Raw genomic sequence first — 19,612 nt, 5'->3', positions numbered from 1 at the left:
GCGAGTTTGATTAAGCTACTTCAAAGCGCAAACCAGATTGGACAAGCAGTAATTAACTGTTAACAACTCCAAATGTCTTTAGATCATTCCAAAAGTTAGGATACGATTTCTTAACAACCTCTGGCTTCTCTATCTCTACTTCCATTAGCGTTGCCAAAGGAGCAAAGGCCATGGCCATGCGATGATCTTTGTATGTGTTAAAGAAAGCATTCGTTGGTAATGCAGCAGAAGGTATCAGCGTCCAGTGTGCTGAATCTTCTTCTGTGAGGTTAGCGCCTATTTTCTGAAGCTCGTTTTGTAGTGCAGCAATGCGATCAGTCTCTTTAATGCGCAGACTTTCGAGCCCGGTGAAATAGCCTTTTATACCTTTGGCTGCACAGACTACTGCTACTGTCTGACCAAGATCAGGGCAATCGGTAAAATCCCAATGCAACTCTTTTTTGCTTTCCTTCCGGGTGAGCTTTAACAAACCATTTTCCATCGTAGCCTGTACGCCTAATGGATCCATAATCTTTACAATAACACTGTCGCCTTGCAGTGATTGCAAATATAGTTTAGGAAGGTATATCTCTGCCTGCTCTGCCAGGGCAGCAAAAGCAAACCAGTAACTGGCACCTGACCAATCGGACTCTACAGTAAACGGAGCCGAAGTATAGGATTGATGCGGTACTACTACTTTGTTGCCGGTAAATTTACTATCAGCACCAAAGTGTTTCATAATAGAGGCTGTCATTTCAATATAGGGGCGACTGCCCACTTTGCCTTCAAGCTCCAGTGTTAACCCTTTCGGTAATATAGGGGCTACCATCATGAGTGCTGATATAAACTGGCTGCTCACATCACCGCGTATGCGGAGTATATCTGTCTTTTGTCCGCTAAAACCGGAGAGCTTCAGTGGAGGATAACCATCTTTCTCGGTATAGCTGATCTCGGCTCCGAGACTGCGCAATGCATTCACCAATATACCAATGGGCCGCTCCTTCATGCGCGATGTACCGGTAAGCGTTTTATGCTGATTGGTGATGGCGAAGTAGGCTGTAAGAAAACGCATGGTGGTTCCTGCATCTTCCACATCGATAGTTGCATCCGGAGAATTTACCAGGCGAAGCATGAGCTGCACATCGTTGGCGTCTGACATGTTTTGAATCTCTGTTTTACTTCCTGCCAGTGCGTTGATGATGAGGGCACGGTTATTAATGCTTTTAGATGCCGGCAGTAACGAAGCTGTTCCCTTCAAAACATTCGTTCGCTTAAGATGAATAGTAGTGTTCAATGTGATTAAAAATTTGGGTGAGCAAATTACAGTTTGTAAGAAGATTTTTTGATAGCAACTGAAACTTTTAACATGGAAAAAAGTTATATTCAGGTATGAGTACTACCCGAAAAATAGCAGTAGGTATTGGCCTGGCATCGGGTGCTTTGTTGGCTGCCTGGTTGCTGACTGGTAACCGGAAACAAAAAACGAAAAACTATCTCGTTAAGAAAGCTGACGGCCTGAGACAAGCCATCAAGACGGAGAAAAGTAAATTTGATGATTCAGATAGCTACTATATCTGAAAGTGACTGGTAAAATGAAAGAGCCTTTTTTACCTCATCAATACTGATTTCGCAGTCCCAGCGCGCTCTTCCAATTCCGTCCTGAAGAACGCAGAGTATTTTATTTCCCTTATTTTTTTTGTCCTGTACCGTTAGCTGCGATGCTTCTACAATCTGTTGATCGGTAAGCTTTACCTTTCCATAAATTGCCAGGATATATTCCACCATATCTTTGAATTCGATAATGTTAAGCATGTTGCGTTCGTGCGCTATAAATCCTTCGGCGATCAATCCCAAGGCTATAGCTTCACCGTGCAAAATGCGTTGATCTATACCTAGCAGGTAACTTTCTACAGCGTGGCCTATAGTATGACCGGCGTTGAGAATTTTGCGCAACCCTTTTTCTTTTGGATCTTCTGTAGTGACGTATGCTTTGAAGGTAACGGAGTGCTTCAGCAATGCATCCCAGTCTTGTTCTTTCAGCGATCGCTGACTGATCGTTTCCCACATAGCTTTATCGGATATCAGCGTATGCTTGATCACCTCTGCAAATCCTGAACGAAGTTCTGCCTCCGGAAGCGTTTTCAGAAAGCCGCTATATAGTAAGGTTAATGCAGGTTGTTGAAATACACCAATGTGATTTTTGAGATGCTCGAAATCAACGCCCAGCTTGCCACCGATGCTCGCATCTACCTGTGCAAGCAGCGTGGTGGGAATCAGTATAAAGTCGATTCCTCTTTTATAGGTGGCAGCACAAAATCCACCCATGTCGCCAAGTACTCCGCCTCCAAGCACAATCATGGCTGCGTGGCGATCGAGCGCCAGGTCGGTCATCTCCTTCCAGATTAATCCACAAGTGTCCAGATTCTTTTGCTCTTCACCACTTTGGATTTCGATTACGGCATGTTCAGGCAGCGTTTCGCTGAGCAGCGGGTAACAATGGGCACGCGTGTTCTCGTCTGTAAGCACTACCAGTTTGCTATAGTTTTTTTTATGAAGAAACGCCGATAAATCGTTGGCCGGATCAGTAGAAAACAAAATGTTATCAGGTAGCATGAATGATTTTTAACGCTTTAGTGCGAAAGTTATTAAAAACCTGAGAACTGTTATGCCAGAACTTGGGCTAACAATTGTAAGCAGTATATTTGCCCGAATTTTTTTTAGCATGGAAGCAGAGCCCAGGATTTCATTTGAAGACACCTCCGTAGCATTCTCATACAAGTCGGATGCAGCCTTACGCAAAGCCAACTTTATTTTCTCCATGGTCAATCATCCATGGCTATCCGCAGCAGCAATCGGATCGGTAAAACTTGCGCTGAAGCTGCACTTGCCGGTAGAAGGGTTGATCCGTAAAACAGCGTTTGATCATTTCTGTGGCGGCATCAGCATTGATAATTGTGATGATGAAATTGCGCAGCTGCAGAAATACAACGTAGGCACTATACTCGATTACTCCGTAGAAGGCGAGGAGTCTGAAAAAAGCTTCGACCTGGTGACAGAAGAAATTCTGCGTACGATTGAAAAAGCAAAAAGCAACCGAGGGGCCATTCCATTTTCTGTATTCAAAGTAACCGGTATCGGCAGCAGCGGGCTACTGGAAAAAGTGCAAGCTGATAAAGTACTCACCATTGAAGAGCAGCGCGCTTTTGAGCGCATTCGCGAACGGGTAGACAAAATCTGCAGCCTGGCGCATAGGCATGGCATTCCCGTATTGATCGATGCAGAAGAAACATGGATACAAGAACCGATTGATGCGCTGGCCTATGAAATGATGGCCAAATACAACCACGAGAAAGCAATCGTCTTTAATACATATCAACTTTATCGCACGGCTACACTTCAAAACCTGAAAAGCTCTTTTGAAGAAGCTGTCCGGAAGAATTACCACCTGGGTGCTAAACTGGTGCGGGGTGCATACATGGAAAAAGAACGCGCACGTGCCGAAGCCATGGGCTACGACAGTCCTATACAGCCCGATAAAGAAGCCTCTGATAAAGCCTTCAACGAAGCACTTGAATTTTGTGTAGCGAACATAGCGCACATCGGCTTTATGTGCGGCTCGCACAATGAGTATAGCAATCTTTATCTTACCACACTGATGCAGCAATACGGCCTCAGGAACAATGATGAGCGCATCTGGTTTGCACAGTTGTATGGCATGAGCGACAACATTTCATTTAACCTGGCGAAGGCCGGATATAAAGTGGCCAAGTATGTGCCTTACGGCCCCGTACGTTCGGTGATGCCGTATCTTTTCAGAAGAGCCCAGGAAAACACCTCCGTGGCCGGGCAAAGCAGCCGGGAGCTAATTCTGATCCGGAAAGAACTGACCAGAAGAAAGCAGCAGAAATAATCCTGTTGTGATACGGGCGAAAATGCCGGCGTAGCGTATACTTCGTCCGTTATTCCTTTTCTCCCTATTTCGAGTATTTTTGCGAAAAATTTTAATTCATGCAACTCAGCGAACAGGAGATCATCCGCAGGCAAAAAATGGAGGATCTCAGGAAATTAGACATCAATCCCTATCCGGCAGAACTTTTTGAAGTGAATGCCTCTGCAAAGGAAATCCTGGAAAACTACGAACGTCAGAAGAGCGACTATCGCCAGATATCCATTGCAGGCCGCATCATGAGCACACGGATTATGGGAAATGCTGCTTTCGCAGAATTGCAGGACGAAACCGGGCGCATTCAGATTTACGTTCGCAGAGACGACATCTGCCCGGGCGAAGACAAAACGCTTTACAACACAGTATTCAAAAAACTGCTGGATATAGGCGATATCATTGGTGTGAAAGGCTACGGCTTTACTACACAGACCGGTGAAATCTCTATTCACGTTACAAGCCTCACCGTGCTTACCAAATCACTTCGTCCGCTCCCGATTGTGAAAGAGACGACCGATGAGCAGGGCAACGTAACCAAGCACGATGCCTTTACTGATCCGGAGCAACGCTATCGCATGCGTTATGTGGACCTGATCGTGAACCCGGAGGTTCGCGATACATTCATCAAGCGCACGCAACTGGTAAACTCCATGCGCCAATACCTCAATGTAAAAGGTTACCTGGAAGTGGAGACACCAATTCTGCAACCGCTGTACGGTGGTGCTGCTGCACGTCCGTTCAAAACGCATCATAACACACTCGACATGACGCTCTACCTGCGTATTGCCAACGAGCTATACCTGAAGCGTTTGATTGTAGGTGGTTTTAACGGTGTATATGAATTTTCGAAAGACTTCCGTAACGAAGGGATGTCGCGTTTCCACAACCCGGAGTTCACTCAGGTAGAGTTGTACGTGGCCTATAAAGATTACTACTGGATGATGGATCTCGTAGAAGAGATGATCGAAAAAGTAGCGCTCGATCTGCACGGCTCTACGCAAGTAAAAGTAGGAGAGAACATTATTGACTTTAAACGTCCGTGGACACGCTATACCATGTTCGAGGCTATTCAGCATTTTACCGGTATAGATATATCAGAGATGGATGAACAGCAGCTTCGCGACACATGCGTGAAACTGAATGTACCGATGGATCAGACGATGGGTAAAGGAAAACTGATCGACCAGATCTTCGGTGAGAAATGTGAGCCAAACCTGATTCAGCCAACCTTCATTACCGACTATCCATTGGAGATGTCGCCGTTGGCGAAGAAGCACCGCAGCAAGCCGGGGCTTGTAGAGCGCTTTGAAGCGATCTGTAACCGAAAAGAAATAGCGAATTCATTCTCGGAACTGAATGATCCGATCGATCAGCGCGAGCGTTTCGAAGAGCAACTTGAGCTTGGTAAACGTGGCGATGAAGAAGCGATGACGCTGGATGAAGATTTTCTCCGTGCATTGGAGTTTGGCATGCCGCCAACCGCCGGATTAGGTATTGGTATAGATCGCCTGTCGATGATTATGACTAACTCAAGCTCTATTCAGGATGTACTCTTCTTCCCGCAGTTGAAACCGGAGAAACAAGCCGCTGGCTTCAATGAAAAAGAATTTACCGATGCCGGTGTTCGCGCGGAGTTCATTCCGATTCTGCAGAAGCTCGGTATACAGTCGCTCGCACAAATGAAAGAGATGAAAGCTTCGAAGCTCTTCAACGATGTATGCGGAACGCGCAAGAAGATGAAGCTTGAGATAACCAACCCTACGCTGGAAGAAGTGGAAGGCTGGCTGAAGTAAGCAGACTACATTTTTAAACTATATAGAAAGGATCATGACGGCTTACCGCATGATCCTTTCTCGTTGTATACAGTTTCGATCTCTACTCGACTATAGATTACGCCGCCACACCACTTCACCAGTAGCTGAACCACCTGTGGTTGGTGTAGGCACCGTATATTTCAATTCATCTTTGGAGAGCGTAAAGGTTCGCTTTTGTTCGGTTCCTTCCCAGTTCGGATAGGAGGCATGCGCAATGTGAAAGGTGATCGTTCCATCGGCTTCGTTTACAGTATATTTTCCGAAATGCGCATTGCTTCCCTGTACGGCGGCTTTATACTCTTCCGGTGTTCCCTGTGCTTTGTCGTTGGCAGCAAATTTGGCGCGACCGCTGCGGAATATCTGCAAGGCGTAATTGCCATGCTCATCAAACATTAATATACCTTGAGGAGATGGTCCGTAGAGCTCTACACGACTGCCATCAGGAAGTATATTATCAACCAGTACAAGCGTCCATGTACCGATGAGTTTATTGGATGATTTGTTAGTGGCCGATGTCTTCTTGCCGGCTTTGGATGCTTCATCTTTTTTCTGGGCGTAGACAAAGGTTATGCTTGCGATAAGAAGTGTGCAGATGATTGATCTTTTCATGGGTTGAACTTTATACTTTGGAAATAACGAATTTGAAACGTGTACAAATGCATTTCAAGATACAAGGCGTGAAAAGATATACTTGTTAAGAATCTCTTAAATCTTCGGCTTAAAGCGGATAAGGATGGCTATAAATGAAAAAGGCTTCCAGATTTCTGAAAGCCTTTGTACCGAAGGAGGGACTCGAACCCTCATGTCTTGCGACACACGCCCCTGAAACGTGCGTGTCTACCAATTCCACCACTTCGGTTTGTGTTGAGTCCATTGCTTCGAAGTTACGAAACAACGTCTCAACGTTACTTATCCTTTAAACAAATGTGCCCAGGACTGGACTCGAACCAGCACACCGGTTAAGGCACTACCCCCTCAAAGTAGCGTGTCTACCAATTTCACCACCTGGGCAGGTTTGGCAAGTAGAAAATCCTTTAGCGAGGGGCGACAAAAGTAAGAAAGCTTTGCTGATTAACAAAAACTCTTAGAAAAATCGAGTGAGCCAAATGCCGGTAAGCAGTGCAAGAATGCCCATCACCAGACTTATGCCGATGTATAACAGGGAGATGCCCGTCATTTTTTGATTGAAAAGACTAACGCTTTCCCAGGCCAGACTTGAAAAAGTGGTGTAGCCACCGCAGAATCCTACGCCAAGAAATAGCTTTACGTTATCAGATATATCCGTTTTGCGTAGCGCCAGGCCGTACACGATGCCTAATATCAGCGACCCTATTATATTGACCGTTAGCGTGCCGTACGGAAATATTGCCTGGATTCGTTCGCTTATCGAGCGTACCGTAACGTATCGGGCAACGCTCCCCAGCATTCCTCCCGTGCCAACCAAAAGAATTTTATACCAGTCCATAAATAAAGGCCGAATTTAAAAAACTTACCTGACTCCAGGGTACCTGGCCCCGTTGAGATCAATATCCTGTTAAAAATTTCTATTTAATCGGTACTGGTAGATAAATCCTGACGCACGCGATACTTACCAATTCACCGGTGAGCAATTCTTCTGTTATGATAGAAGCAACGACTTGCAAGTGTTAACGCTGCAAGCTCACAAATACCTAAATATATATAGCGCGATGGTTTCCGTTTATACCTGTATGTATATCTATGCCACCGGTCATCATTACTCTCCCAATCGTAGCATAATTTCTTCTGCAATCGTTCAGTATAGAGAATTTGGCATCCCAAGATTGGACGATGAAAGTATTAACGTTATCTTTAATGTAGGAAGCTGGTACAGGTGAAAGGTATGTTTAGCGTACTATATACCTATACATGGTTAACCATCGATTCTGAAAAACCTTCATTGCATTCTGTATTCAACCAATCATGCATTCTTCTATTGCATGATGCGCCAATTAAACGAAGGCGTTCCGATATGTAACAATACCCTTGGCTTAAAATCTGCATCTTCTGTGTCATCCTTTGCAGGGGTATGTTTTTAAAATAAGTAGTAGTATAAAAAAGGTAAACCTATGGAAAAAGATTCTCAACTGTCGGCAGTGAAAAGTAAGAATACTAAAATTCTGAATGGTCACTCTGGAAAGAGTAAGTCGCAGGTAAATGGCAGCAACAGCCATATAACAGAGTCGGTCAATTTAAGTAATGCCGGCTATCTGGCGGCGATCGATGCTTCCAATGCTTTTGTAGAATTTCTACCAGACGGAACCATCCTGAATGCGAACCAACTTTTCCTGGCAGCACTGAAATACAGGCTTGAAGATATTCAGGAGAAGCATCATAGAATTTTTTGTGAAGGCGCGTATGTCCGCTCCATGGAGTATCAGCATTTCTGGGAGGAGCTGCAAAACGGAAAACCTCAGGTTGGTGAATTTAAAAGAATTGCCAAAGATGGTTCTGAAGTGTGGATACAAGGCAGCTATACTCCTGTAAAAAATGAAAAAGGCGAAGTAGTAAAAGTAATCAAGATCGCTACCGTCATTACCGAGCAGAAACTGCAAAATGCGGATTATCAGGGCCAGATTGATGCTGTGAGCAAATCGAATGCGGTAATCGAGTTTAACATGGATGGTACGATCATTCGTGCCAATGATAATTTTCTTAAAACCGTTGGCTATACTTTGGAAGAGGTCAGAGGCAGGCACCACCAGATGTTTGTAGATGCAGAGTATGCGAGGAGCACCGAGTATAGAAATTTTTGGGATACGCTTAATCGCGGTGAATTTTTTGTAGGCACGTATACACGCCTTAACAAAAGCGGTAAGGAAATTTATCTGCAGGCATCTTACAATCCTATTCTGGATTTGAATGGTAAGCCTTTCAAAGTAGTAAAGTATGCCCTGGATATGACGGAGATTATCCGTGTGATCAAAGCCATGGCAAATGGTAACTTAAGTGAACGCTGCAATACTGCCGTTGATAACGGAGGTTTAACCGCAGAGATCAACCGGGCACTTGATAACCTCAATACTGTTATGGGAAATATCAGTCAGGGGTCTGAAGTTGTGGCGAAGTCTTCTGACTTGTTGCAGAAGAAAGTAGAAGACATGAAGCGCAATACAACAGAGGTGGCCGCTGCAATTTCTCAAATGGCAAAGGGAGCACAAGACCAGGCGCAGCGAACAGATGAATCTTCGAAACTGGTAAATCACGTATTGACTTCTGCCAATGAAATGGAGAAGAAAGCCAATATTATAGGTAAAGCTGCAGAGAGCGGATTGGAGAGTTCGAAACTGGGCGTTAGCACGGTAAAAACACTGGTGGAAAATATGACAGAGATTAAAGATTCTGCCGGGCAAACTTCTCAATCCATTAACGTACTGACAAGGCGCACAGAAGAAATAGGGCGAACGTTGAATGTTATTACCGACATAGCCAGTCAGACAAATTTGCTTGCGTTGAATGCGGCAATAGAGGCGGCACGTGCCGGAGATGCCGGACGAGGTTTTGCCGTGGTAGCAGAAGAAATACGAAAACTGGCGGAAGACTCACGCAAGTCTGCCGTTGAGATTGAAAAAATCATCAGCGATGTACAGAAAGATACTGCTGCAGCGGGCAAAGCTATAGATAAGATGGAAGCGAGCGTGAAAGAAGGAAACAAATCAAGTAACGAAGCGGAGAAGATATTTCAGGCTATAGCAAAGTCGACTGACGAGACGTTCAATGCATCTAAAGAAATTCAGGCTGCTACGGTAACACAAAAGGAGTCGATTACCAGTGTGGTTAAAAATATAGAGCAAATCGTTGTGGTGTCTGAAGAAACTGCTGCGGGAACGCAACAGGTAGCAAGCTCCAGTCAGCAGATGAGCAACGGTATGATGGAGATTGCCAAGGCAGGCGATGAGTTATCGGCAGTAGCTGCAGAGTTGCAGGCTGGTACCACACAGTTCAAGTTACGGAAATAAACACCCGTGCAGATTTTATCAGGTATATATTATTCCAAAAGACTGCTTCATCTTTTATAGCATGAGTAAAACAACAAATACCTCCGAGACGGTTACAGATCAGGGCCGGCTGCAACAGATTGTAGTATTTAAGTTAGGACAGGAAGAGTACGGTCTCACAATAGACCAGATCAGAGAAGTTGTAATAACGCCAACGATTACTCGTTTACCCCAGACTCCTTTATATATCAAAGGCGTGTCGAACATTCGCGGAAATGTTATTGCCATACTGAATCTCGAAGAAAAATTCCAGCTGACAAAAAGTGCAGAGTCGATAACGCGTGCAGATAAGACTTTTACGCTGGTTATTGAAAGCGATGAATATAAAATGGGGATACTCGTATATGAAGTTCCCAATACACTCTCGATCTCATCTGCCAGCATAGAGAATTCAGTGTTTATGAATGATCATCAGTCGGAGCAATCCTATATCACAGGTATCGTGAAACTTGATAAGCGTCTCATTGTTATGATCGACATCTTCAAGGTGATACAGGATAAGGATACACAGAAAGTTCTTACAGGCCAACAGATATAGGTATGATAACGCGCGTGCTGAATATCAACGATATTGCTGTAACGAAAAAGCCAACGATGTACCGCTGTTATGGCCTGGGTTCCTGCATCGGTTTGTTTGTTGTCGATCGCCTTGCCGGACTTTCCGGGGGTGCACATATAGCAGTTCCTTCTTCGCTTGATGCAGACACATTTTCCGGTGCTTCACACCTGATCAACAAATTGCTAACATCCTTTCAGGAGTATGGCAGCACCCTTACGGGGCTTCGTTCCAAAGTTACCGGTGGTGCACAGATTTATGAGTCATCCCTGAACATCGGAAAGCAAAACATAGATTCAGTATGGCATGAGCTTGTGCAAAGAAAAATATACATAGCAGCGGCCGATGTTGGCGGAACAATATCGCGTACCGCATGTTTTAATACGGTTACCGAGGCGTTGGAAATTTCTACCTCCGGACACACGATATATTTCATTTAAAAATTCTTAATCGGTATGACAAAAAACGTTTTAATAGTAGATGATTCACTGTATATGCGTACAGTAATAAAGGATTATCTGGAACAGGCTGGATATAAGATAGTCGGGCAAGCTTCTACCGGTGAAGAAGCAATTGATCTGGCCTTTGATCTCAAACCTGATATCATTACGCTCGATAATATACTTCCGGATATGATTGGTACCGACATTCTGAAAGTATACAGTAAAGAAGGGTTGGGAGCGAAGGTAATTATGATCAGTGCCGTGGGGCAGGAATCGGTAATAGAGGAAGGAATTAATCTGGGTGCAAAAGCTTATATTGTTAAACCTTTCACATCCGATCAACTTCTTCAGGAAGTAGCAAAATTATAAAAAGCAGAACCATGCCTGGCTCCAGAATAAAGACGCTGTTGATTGACGATTCCGGATTTATGCGAATCGTACTTTCAGATCTGCTACGCAAGGATGAAACCATTGACGTAGTGGCAACGGCATGCAATGGATTGGAGGGCGTTCGGAAAGCAAAGCACCTCCGGCCGGATGTGGTTATTACCGACATGACCATGCCTGAGTATGACGGGCTTTACGTAGTGCAACAACTGATGAAGTATTTGCCATTGCCAATTATACTCCTGAGTTCGTTGGAGCGCACAAATCCGAAAATTTTTGATGCACTGAAAGAAGGTGCATTTGATTTTGTGGACAAGCCTAAAAACGAGGAGGTATCAGAATATTACGCGAGCCTCACACACATGGTTCATGAAGCCTTTCTTGCCGACAGCGTAAAGTTACGTACGCGCTCCATCCAGTCGAACACACATAAACATAGTTTTGCAGCCAGTTTAAATTATAGCATCATTACGATAGGGGCATCTACGGGCGGGCCGAGTGCCATTGAACTTATTGTAAGTAATTTGCCGCGGAATATTTCGATTCCCATTGTAATAGCCCAGCACATGCCACCGCGCTTCATCGAGTCATTTGCTGCACGTCTGGCAGATTCTACCGGGTTAATGGTGAGTGTTGCCCGCGATGGCGAACATCTGCAAAATAATCATATATACCTGGCCCCGGGCGATGTAAATGTTCGCATAGCATCTTCAGGAGCGGGTGCTGTTATACGGTATCATCACGAAGTATATAAAGAATTTAATTGTCCATCAATCGACTGCCTGCTGGAGTCAGCGGCAGAAGCATACGGAAATCGCGCTATAGGAGTAATTCTTACCGGTATGGGGAGAGATGGCGCTGCCGGTTTACGGAAAATACGAGAGGCAGGAGGGTTAACGATTACACAGGATAAAGATTCGTCTATAGTATATGGTATGCCGCGGGCAGCCGTTGAAACAGGTTCATCCATGTATCAGGTGCCTTTGGCAGAAATTTCAAACTTTATAGTCAGTGCATTATGAATCAGGAAAAAGATCAGGAGTATCGCGAAATATTTTTGGCAGAAGCGCTGGATCATTATACCGAAATTAACCGGCTTCTTACCATACTTGAAAAAAATATAGAAGATGCACAGGCTATCCAGGCTTTGTTTCGCATTACCCATACGCTGAAGGGGAACGCCACCGGAATGGGCTTTGAAAAAATTGCAGAGCTCGCTCACGTGCTCGAAGATTTTTTTGGCGAAGTGCGCGATGGAAAAATCTCGCTTGGCAACGACATATTTACTTCTGTTTTTAAGGCAGCCGATGCGTTGGGAGAGTTGATCGAAGCCGTTAAGAATCCTCGCGATGTGAAATATAGGGGTATCAAGACCAAGCTCGAGGTGTTGATAAAAAATGCCAAAAAGGAAAACGCGCAACCGGAGGTAACCGCAGACAATTTCTCTGTAGACGAAGGTAATTCTGCGAGCGCTCTGCAACAAGCGGAAGAGGACGATGAATTGGAAATCGGGTCCGCCAAAGTAGCATTTTCAGATCTTATACAGGTATCAGTGAAAAAACTTGACAACCTGTTGAATCTTGTAGGTGAGCTTATTATTGAACGCGACCGTATTGTTGCCAACAACCGGTCGAGCGCTACCAATGAATTTTCAAGATTGAATCGCATATCTTCCGATCTCCAATACTCGGTAATGGATGTGCGGTTGGTGCAGGTTGGATTTCTGTTTAATAAATTCCATCGCATTGCCCGCGATGTTTCCTTTAAGGAAGGCAAGGAAGTAAAACTAAAACTGGAAGGCATCGAAACAGAAATTGATCGCAACATTCTCCAGGTCATCAGCGATTCACTCATCCATCTTATTCGTAATGCAATAGGCCATGGTATTGAAGCTCCTGAGGTGCGAAAGCAAAAAGGCAAACCAAAAGAGGGTACTATAACATTATCGGCCAGCAGTGAATCAGATACAGTAATCATTAAAATAAAAGATGACGGAGCCGGTATAGATCCGCAGCGGATAAAACAAAAGGCTATACAGAAAAATATAATCGGTGCACACGAAGCAGCGCAGATGAGCGATCGCGATCTGATCATGTTGATCTTTGAGCCGGGTTTCTCTACTGCTGACCAGGTTACCGCTATATCGGGTCGCGGTGTGGGTATGGACGTAGTAAAGAAAGCACTTGATTCTATTGGAGGTACTATACAAGTTGATTCCATGCAGGGAGAAGGAAGTATTATTACGTTAACCCTTCCGTCATCAATGGCTGTTAAGTCTACTTTACTTTTTGAACTGAACCAACAGACATACGCCATTCCACTTGCTTATACTGAATCGGTTATATCCATTTACAAATCGGCCATACATAAAGCCGGAAACAATTTGGTTACGGTGCATCTGAATAATACTATTAACATTGTATTTCTTTCCGATTTGTTCATACAGCATCATGGTAATTTAAAAGACCGGTATGCGTCATTTGATCGCCTCCATCCGGAGCAGAAACTGGAAATTGTAGTGGTAACGTTTAATGGCAAACGCGTTGGCTTTGTTGTAGACAAGCTTCTTCAGCAAAAAGAAATTGTCGAAAAACCTTTGCGGAAGCCGTTTGATGGAATTCCATTTTTGAGTGGAGTAACTATACTGGGTAACGGAAATGTATGCCTGTCGCTCAGTATACCCGGTATACTGGGTGCATTGCTAAGTAATCAAACCAACAGAACAATCAACGCTTGAAATCTATGTCACAAGAGAAAAGACAAATAGTGGAAGGAGCCTTACAGAGCGCGTATAAATCTGGATTTTTAAATGCGGCCTCCTCACTGTCCATGATGACAAAACATAACATTGATTATAATGGTCTGATGATGGGGCATCACAAACTGGATGTTGATTGCTTTACCGAAAAAATTTCTTTTCCATTGAGTGGATCAAGTGTGCTGGTTACTACAGAAGTTTGTGGCGATGTGCCCGGCAAGAGTTATCTGTTTCTATCAGAAAAAGAATTTGAGTTGTTGACGGGCCCCATTCCTGCCAGCCAGGGAACCGATCTGAAAGAAGAGTTTATAAAAGAACTGGATAATATTTTGTCGGCCTCGGTAATTACCAAGCTGGCAAATGAGCTCAAGTATAAAATGTTTGGTGATGTACCGGTTTTTGTAGGCAAGGTGAACGGAAAAATAGAGGATATCATTTACGATGACTTCAGTGAGCAAACGGAAGATCTGTATATAAGCTCAGCGCAATTTTCATTTGCCAATCATCCTGCTATACATCCGTTCTTTGTTTGGGTTATCGATGCGAGCGCGGTTAATGTTGTTGTGTAGCAATAGACAGGGTTTGATTAAAAAAATGTGTAACGATTTACTTTTTTCTAGAGATGGTAACAACCAATACGAGTTTTAGTCCCCAGCCGGAAATGAACAAAAGTGAATCAACTACCATAACAGTCTCTGATGAAGAATTGAAATCACTTACCGATGCTATTCACAAGCGGCACGGTATAGACTTTAGTTGCTACGAACCCAAATCGCTTAAGCGGCGTGTAGTAAGAGCGCTGCATATATTTCAATTTAACTCTATACATGAGCTATGGGTGAAGATATTGCGCGATCATGCATTTATCTACCCGTTCATGGACGAAATAAGCGTAGGCCTTACATCGATGTTCCGCGACCCTATACTTTGGAAGCGTATGCGATCGCTGCTGAATAACGAACTGTCTGAAAAGAAACAATTATCGGTGTGGCACGCCGGCTGCTCAACCGGCGAGGAAGTATATACTATGGGAATTGTATTGCGTGAATCTTCATTCACGAATACCTGCTGTGCATGGGCTACAGACATCAGTAATCAATCTATTGAAACAGCCAGGCGTGGTGAATATCACATGATGAAGCTGAATGAATACGATCAAAATTACAGGGAATTTAATCCTGTAAGTTCCTTAACGAAATATTATAGCGAGCGTGAAGATGTTGCCACCATGGACGGCAGCCTGATACGTCATGTAAAATTTGAACATCACAATGTGATTCGTGATTCGGTGTCCATGAAGTTTGATATCATCTTTTGCCGTAATGTGATGATCTATTTTGACAACAATACCAAATTTAAACTCTTCGAGAAATTCTACGAGTCGCTCAATCCGGGCGGGCTGTTTATTATAGGATTCTATGATGCCATATTGCCGTTGGTAGACGAACGCAAGTTTATGGTGCTTGACCTTAACGCGAAGATATTCCAGAAGATATAGTGCTTGCGTTTAAAAAAACCGTGCATCGCGAAGACGATTCCCCTCGTAGCATAGTTGATGTTGCATATTAATTCAGAAAGAGCCGAGAATGGGATTTGGACCCACGGCCTTCCCGTTACGAGCGGGATGCTCTACCCCTGAGCTACCTCGGCAGTTGTGTGTGGGCTGGTCAAAATTAACGGAGAGAAGGTAAGTACAAAATCCTTAAATCCATTAAATTGTCCCAAGTTATGCTGTCAAAGAAATGCAAATACGCCATTCATGCCCTGGTGCACATGGCGCGTGACCCGGAAGAAAAATTTCTCATTAAAGATATCTCGGAGGCCTGCAACATTCCTAAAAAATTCCTGGAAGCCATACTACTCGACCTGAAGCGTTCGGGTATTTTAGGAAGCAAACAGGGGAAGGGTGGAGGATATTTCTTGCGCATGAAGCCGGCAGAAGTGAACCTGGCGGAGGTAGTGCGTCAGTTCGATGGCGCCATTGCACTGGTATCCTGTGCTGCCCATAAGTTCTATGAACCCTGTGCCGAATGTGAAGATGAAGAGACCTGTACCGTGCACGATGCCTTCCTGCAAATACGAAATGCAACCGTTGAAATGCTAAAAGCTGATACCCTTGAAACACTCGTGAAGAAAGAAGCGAAACTGAAAGCCCGTAAAAAGCGTTAATCCGATACGCAAAAATTCCACAAAACTCTATTACATCAATAGAGATTGAGTAATTTTAAATTCAATTATTGTTTCACTAAAACACGATCGATTATGTCACTACGATTAGGCGATGTAGCTCCCGATTTTACAGCCGAAACCACACAAGGCACTATCAAGTTTCACGAATGGCTTGGCAATAGCTGGGGGGTTTTATTCTCTCACCCTGCAGACTTTACTCCTGTATGTACTACCGAACTGGGCTCTATGTCTAAACTGAAACCAGAGTTCGATAAACGCAATGTAAAAATACTGGCTATCAGTGCAGACCCGCTGGAGTCGCACCTGAAGTGGATTGGCGATATCAATGAAACACAGAATACATCTGTAAATTATCCGCTTATCGCTGACCCTGAATTTAAAGTAGCGAACCTCTATGGCATGGTGCATCCCGCGATCGACAAGTTTACGGTTCGCTCTGTATTTGTGATCGGCCCCGATAAAAAAATTAAACTGATGATTACGTATCCTGCTTCTACTGGCAGAAACTTTGATGAGATTCTGCGCGTAGTAGACAGTCTGCAGCTTACTGCAAACTATAGCGTAGCAACACCCGCGAACTGGAAGCACGGTGAAGATGTGATTATTACCGCGGCTGTAAAAGATGAAGATATACCAGGCAAATTCCCGAAAGGTCACAAACGTATTAAGCCATACCTGCGCACTACACCCCAACCAAATTTATAATTGACATATATACTATAGCAAAAAGCTCCTGTGCCTTGAAGCCGGGAGCTTTTTGTTTTTTTTTGAACGCTTTTGGCGAAACAACGGTTAAAGGCTACTATACGAGGCGATAAGTTGGCCCGATTTGTGGATGAACCAGACAGATTACGACTCCAACCGGGAAACTATTGGAAAAGAAAAATCGTATTCCAATAAAAACATAGGGGTAAACGACTATCCAGGTGTCAATGGTATAAAATGTGGGAATTATGGAAAACAACATCAACCTTTCTGTTTCTTCAAATCCTTATCTTCGGCAATTCTCTGTTGCACAGGTAAATCTCAATAAGCTCATTGAAGAAGAGCGACTTTTGAAGCGCATTCGCAAGAGCAAACGCGAAGCACGCGACTAATACGTTTGCACCGCTATAGATTTCGTAACATAAGCTGTTGAACGCTGTAAAAGAATAGTATTTTGCAGCATGAAAAGAGAGATATTCTCTCTACCAAATCTATATACGTATGCATATTCGTACCGGTGCACCCGATGATCTTCCCAGAATCATCAAACTATATAAAGAAGTAGCGAAAGTAAAAGGCGGTCTCGCCAGGCTTGAGCACGAAATAACTGAGGAATACGTACAGAACTTCCTTACCAAAAGTATAGCCTCGGGATTGATACTGGTAGCGATACATCCGGATGATCCGGAAAGTTTAACAGGCGAGATGCATGCCTATAAACCGGGGCTTCAGGTTTTCAATCACGTGCTGTCTGATCTTACGATAGCCGTACATCCGGAATTTCAGGGCCGTAAAATTGGTCGCACACTCTTTACTATATTTCTGGAAGAAGTTGCGCGGCATAAGCCCGATATAGGCAAGGTTGAACTGATCACACGGGAGAGCAATCTCAAGGCTATCAAATTTTATCAGTCGCTTGGATTCAAGATAGAAGGCCGGATGGAGATGCGTATCAAAACTCCGCAAGGTACTTACGAAGCCGATATACCCATGGGCTGGCAGAACCCTAACTTCGAATTCTAAGTATATATTTTATACACCCAGGTCGGCACCATCGGCAATGATGAGCAGGAGTTCTTTTACCTCCTCTGCTTTGGCATGCTCACCCATTTTATCAAACGACATTATGAGATTTCTGAAAACCCTGCGAATGATCTCAAGGTTGGAGCAAGGTTCAAAGAACGATGATTGTGGTGTTAAGCGAAGCTCGCTGATATAGTTCTCGATATCCTGTCTTGAAAAGATCAATCCTTTGTTAAAGGCATTGATATAAAATTGTGTGTGGCGTTCGTCTTTATAGGTAAGCACAAACAGGTTCGGAAGGTTTACACCATATACCGGTAACTTTAATTTTTGTGATACCAGCAAGTATATAACACACAAGGTGATCGGATTTCCCTTACGGGTTTCGAGCACCACGTTGAACATGGAATTTCCGGGTGAATGAAAATTCTTGGTGTTAGCACCGAACTTCAGTTTGTTGAACAACACACTGTTCACCACCTTGATCTGATCGAATGGATAGAGATCGGGCTTGAACTCCAGCCACGTTTCGTAGTAAATCTGTTCAAGCTCCTGTTTGAGTTTGAGAAGTTCAAGATCCGGATATTGATACGTGGCGATGAGCCACATGCCGGTGAGCAGATCTTGCTCGGGTGATTCATACCATGACCGGATGCGCTCTTTCAACAACTCGTATTGCAGCACATGAATCAGCTCTTCAATTCTGCGTTGCACCTGTGGATTAAAATTGCTTTCCCACTCCTGTTCAAGGAACGGTATGATCGATGTGCCCAGGGAACGAATCTTTTCTTCTACATGAGAAACGATCTGTGCATCTTCATCATCGAGGAGAGATACAAGTGCTTTTAATTCTGTGTCTTTCAAAATTGATTCAATGATCTTCGCTAAAGTAAAAACTTTACGGCATATTCTATACCCGCCGGAAACATGGTGTGAAAAAATTCGGGCCAAGTCCCACTTTTTATTCGTTTTGTGTGTCTAAACCAACGCTCCACCAGAAGCATATTGGTCTGGAATATTTTTTGATTTAAGTACGAGGACCCACATTATTCATTTAAAAATTATAATCATGAAGTCAAACGTTTTATTTTTTGTTTTCCTTTTCATTGGCACCGTTGCATTTGCACAGGAAGGATTTAAGGGAGAGCATTTTATTGAAGTAACAGGAACAGCAAAACAGGAAATTGATCCTAACGAAATTTATGTAAGTGTACAACTGAAAGAGTTTGAAGAGAGCCGCGAAAAAGTAATGCTCGAAAAACTTGACAAAGAATTTTGGGATGCAGTGAAAGCAGCAAACATCGATCGTAAAAAAGTAGAGCTTGCCAATGCCGGATCACAATTCGGAAAACTTGGCCGTAAAGACAAAGACGCTTTCCGCGAAAAAACATATCAACTGAAACTCAGCAGTGGTGCTGAGCTCGAAAATTTACTCGCGAAGATTGAGCCGGTAAAAGTAAACCAGGTAATGATCACCAAAGTTACACACTCTGACATAGAGAAATTCAGACTTGATCTGAAGGTAAAAGCACTACAGGCAGCAAAGGCAAAAGCAGATGCACTTGTAAAATCGATCGGCTCAGAAATTGGCAAACCGTTAATGGTTCGCGAGTTCGAGAACTTCTATCCAATGGCTACAGAAAATGTAATGCTGCGCAGCAAAGTAAATGATGATACTGCAGGTGAATTTGCTCCGGAAGATGAAGGTACCGCCTTCAGAAAGATTACATTGCAGGCGCAGGTTACAGCACAGTTTGAGATTAAATAAGATATAGTATATAGCCTCATCCCAAACCCT

At 43.8% G+C, this 19,612-nt stretch carries 21 protein-coding genes and 3 tRNA genes; 16 read left to right on the top strand and 8 right to left on the bottom strand.

What is annotated here, in order from left to right; all coding sequences use genetic code 11:
• Positions 1–52: 52 nt before the first annotated feature.
• Positions 53–1,273, bottom strand: a complete 1,221-nt coding sequence (locus tag V7Q33_RS20590) for a 3-phosphoshikimate 1-carboxyvinyltransferase (protein WP_333821099.1) — start codon at positions 1,271–1,273, stop codon at positions 53–55.
• Positions 1,274–1,368: 95 nt separating this feature from the next.
• On the opposite strand from V7Q33_RS20590, the gene V7Q33_RS20585 reads away from it, so the two are divergent.
• A complete protein-coding gene (locus V7Q33_RS20585; RefSeq protein ID WP_331979115.1) occupies positions 1,369–1,557 on the top strand; it encodes a hypothetical protein in 189 nt (62 codons plus the stop codon).
• Here the strand turns inward: V7Q33_RS20585 and aroB are convergent.
• A complete protein-coding gene (gene aroB / locus V7Q33_RS20580; RefSeq protein ID WP_333821097.1) occupies positions 1,537–2,592 on the bottom strand; it encodes a 3-dehydroquinate synthase in 1,056 nt (351 codons plus the stop codon). The genes V7Q33_RS20585 and aroB overlap by 21 nt on opposite strands.
• Before the next feature lie 52 nt (positions 2,593–2,644).
• On the opposite strand from aroB, the gene V7Q33_RS20575 reads away from it, so the two are divergent.
• The gene (locus tag V7Q33_RS20575) at positions 2,645–3,889 is read left to right on the top strand and encodes a proline dehydrogenase family protein (RefSeq protein WP_333821096.1); all 1,245 of its coding nucleotides are present in this window, start codon (positions 2,645–2,647) and stop codon (positions 3,887–3,889) included.
• Between the two features lie 98 nt (positions 3,890–3,987).
• Entirely contained in the window at positions 3,988–5,715 is a 1,728-nt protein-coding gene (lysS, locus tag V7Q33_RS20570) for a lysine--tRNA ligase (RefSeq protein ID WP_333821094.1), read from the top strand.
• Between the two features lie 90 nt (positions 5,716–5,805).
• Here lysS and V7Q33_RS20565 read toward each other — a convergent pair whose 3' ends face one another.
• The 4 genes from V7Q33_RS20565 to crcB all read right to left on the bottom strand — a co-directional run bounded on the left by V7Q33_RS20565 (position 5,806) and on the right by crcB (position 7,201).
• Entirely contained in the window at positions 5,806–6,345 is a 540-nt protein-coding gene (locus V7Q33_RS20565; RefSeq protein ID WP_333821093.1) for a lipocalin-like domain-containing protein, read from the bottom strand.
• A gap of 168 nt (positions 6,346–6,513) precedes the next feature.
• A tRNA-Leu gene (locus tag V7Q33_RS20560) sits at positions 6,514–6,595 on the bottom strand.
• Between the two features lie 68 nt (positions 6,596–6,663).
• Positions 6,664–6,747, bottom strand: a tRNA-Leu gene (locus V7Q33_RS20555).
• 73 nt (positions 6,748–6,820) lie between these two features.
• Entirely contained in the window at positions 6,821–7,201 is a 381-nt protein-coding gene (gene crcB / locus V7Q33_RS20550) for a fluoride efflux transporter CrcB (protein WP_331979125.1), read from the bottom strand.
• A 622-nt stretch (positions 7,202–7,823) separates the two neighbouring features.
• Here crcB and V7Q33_RS20545 point away from each other — a divergent pair.
• From V7Q33_RS20545 to V7Q33_RS20510, 8 genes are all read left to right on the top strand, one after another.
• The gene (locus V7Q33_RS20545; RefSeq protein WP_333821092.1) at positions 7,824–9,713 is read left to right on the top strand and encodes a methyl-accepting chemotaxis protein; all 1,890 of its coding nucleotides are present in this window, start codon (positions 7,824–7,826) and stop codon (positions 9,711–9,713) included.
• A 61-nt stretch (positions 9,714–9,774) separates the two neighbouring features.
• On the top strand, positions 9,775–10,290 hold the full coding sequence (locus V7Q33_RS20540) for a chemotaxis protein CheW (RefSeq protein ID WP_333821091.1): 516 nt from the start codon (positions 9,775–9,777) through the stop codon (positions 10,288–10,290).
• 2 nt (positions 10,291–10,292) lie between these two features.
• On the top strand, positions 10,293–10,748 hold the full coding sequence (locus V7Q33_RS20535; protein WP_331979131.1) for a chemotaxis protein CheD: 456 nt from the start codon (positions 10,293–10,295) through the stop codon (positions 10,746–10,748).
• A 15-nt stretch (positions 10,749–10,763) separates the two neighbouring features.
• Positions 10,764–11,120 carry a response regulator gene (locus V7Q33_RS20530; RefSeq protein ID WP_331979133.1) on the top strand — a complete coding sequence of 119 codons (357 nt, stop codon included), beginning with the start codon at positions 10,764–10,766 and terminating at the stop codon, positions 11,118–11,120.
• A gap of 11 nt (positions 11,121–11,131) precedes the next feature.
• Positions 11,132–12,160 carry a chemotaxis-specific protein-glutamate methyltransferase CheB gene (cheB, locus tag V7Q33_RS20525; RefSeq protein WP_333821090.1) on the top strand — a complete coding sequence of 343 codons (1,029 nt, stop codon included), beginning with the start codon at positions 11,132–11,134 and terminating at the stop codon, positions 12,158–12,160.
• Entirely contained in the window at positions 12,157–13,875 is a 1,719-nt protein-coding gene (locus V7Q33_RS20520) for a chemotaxis protein CheA (protein WP_333821089.1), read from the top strand. Before cheB ends, V7Q33_RS20520 begins: the two co-directional genes overlap by 4 nt.
• A 5-nt stretch (positions 13,876–13,880) precedes the next feature.
• Positions 13,881–14,465, top strand: coding sequence for a hypothetical protein (locus V7Q33_RS20515; protein WP_331975053.1), 585 nt, complete (start codon positions 13,881–13,883; stop codon positions 14,463–14,465).
• A 92-nt stretch (positions 14,466–14,557) separates the two neighbouring features.
• Positions 14,558–15,394, top strand: a complete 837-nt coding sequence (locus V7Q33_RS20510; RefSeq protein WP_331975051.1) for a CheR family methyltransferase — start codon at positions 14,558–14,560, stop codon at positions 15,392–15,394.
• A gap of 80 nt (positions 15,395–15,474) precedes the next feature.
• Here V7Q33_RS20510 and V7Q33_RS20505 read toward each other — a convergent pair.
• Positions 15,475–15,546: transfer RNA gene (locus V7Q33_RS20505), tRNA-Thr, on the bottom strand.
• A 78-nt stretch (positions 15,547–15,624) separates the two neighbouring features.
• Between V7Q33_RS20505 and V7Q33_RS20500 the strand changes: the two genes are divergently transcribed.
• The 4 genes from V7Q33_RS20500 to V7Q33_RS20485 all read left to right on the top strand — a co-directional run bounded on the left by V7Q33_RS20500 (position 15,625) and on the right by V7Q33_RS20485 (position 17,814).
• Positions 15,625–16,065 (top strand): RrF2 family transcriptional regulator, encoded by a 441-nt coding sequence (locus tag V7Q33_RS20500; protein WP_331975049.1) that lies wholly within the window; start codon positions 15,625–15,627, stop codon positions 16,063–16,065.
• Positions 16,066–16,158: 93 nt separating this feature from the next.
• Positions 16,159–16,791: a peroxiredoxin gene (locus V7Q33_RS20495; protein WP_331975047.1), complete on the top strand. Its 633-nt coding sequence runs from the start codon at positions 16,159–16,161 to the stop codon at positions 16,789–16,791.
• 248 nt (positions 16,792–17,039) lie between these two features.
• Positions 17,040–17,183: a hypothetical protein gene (locus V7Q33_RS20490; RefSeq protein ID WP_331975045.1), complete on the top strand. Its 144-nt coding sequence runs from the start codon at positions 17,040–17,042 to the stop codon at positions 17,181–17,183.
• 109 nt (positions 17,184–17,292) lie between these two features.
• Complete coding sequence (locus tag V7Q33_RS20485; RefSeq protein ID WP_331975044.1) at positions 17,293–17,814, top strand: GNAT family N-acetyltransferase; 522 nt, start codon at positions 17,293–17,295, stop codon at positions 17,812–17,814.
• Positions 17,815–17,823: 9 nt separating this feature from the next.
• Here the strand turns inward: V7Q33_RS20485 and V7Q33_RS20480 are convergent, their stop codons facing one another.
• Positions 17,824–18,678, bottom strand: coding sequence for a transglutaminase-like domain-containing protein (locus V7Q33_RS20480; protein ID WP_331975042.1), 855 nt, complete (start codon positions 18,676–18,678; stop codon positions 17,824–17,826).
• Between the two features lie 205 nt (positions 18,679–18,883).
• Between V7Q33_RS20480 and V7Q33_RS20475 the strand changes: the two genes are divergently transcribed.
• Positions 18,884–19,582 (top strand): SIMPL domain-containing protein, encoded by a 699-nt coding sequence (locus V7Q33_RS20475; protein ID WP_333821088.1) that lies wholly within the window; start codon positions 18,884–18,886, stop codon positions 19,580–19,582.
• The last annotated feature ends 30 nt before the right edge of the window (positions 19,583–19,612 follow it).

Origin of the sequence: Ohtaekwangia sp. (genome assembly GCF_036786105.1) — a bacterium.
In the GTDB taxonomy this organism is placed as follows: Bacteria; Bacteroidota; Bacteroidia; order Cytophagales; family Cyclobacteriaceae; genus Ohtaekwangia.
The sequence above is the reverse complement of the archived record's forward strand: the minus strand, read 5'-3'. Positions and strand labels throughout refer to the sequence as shown.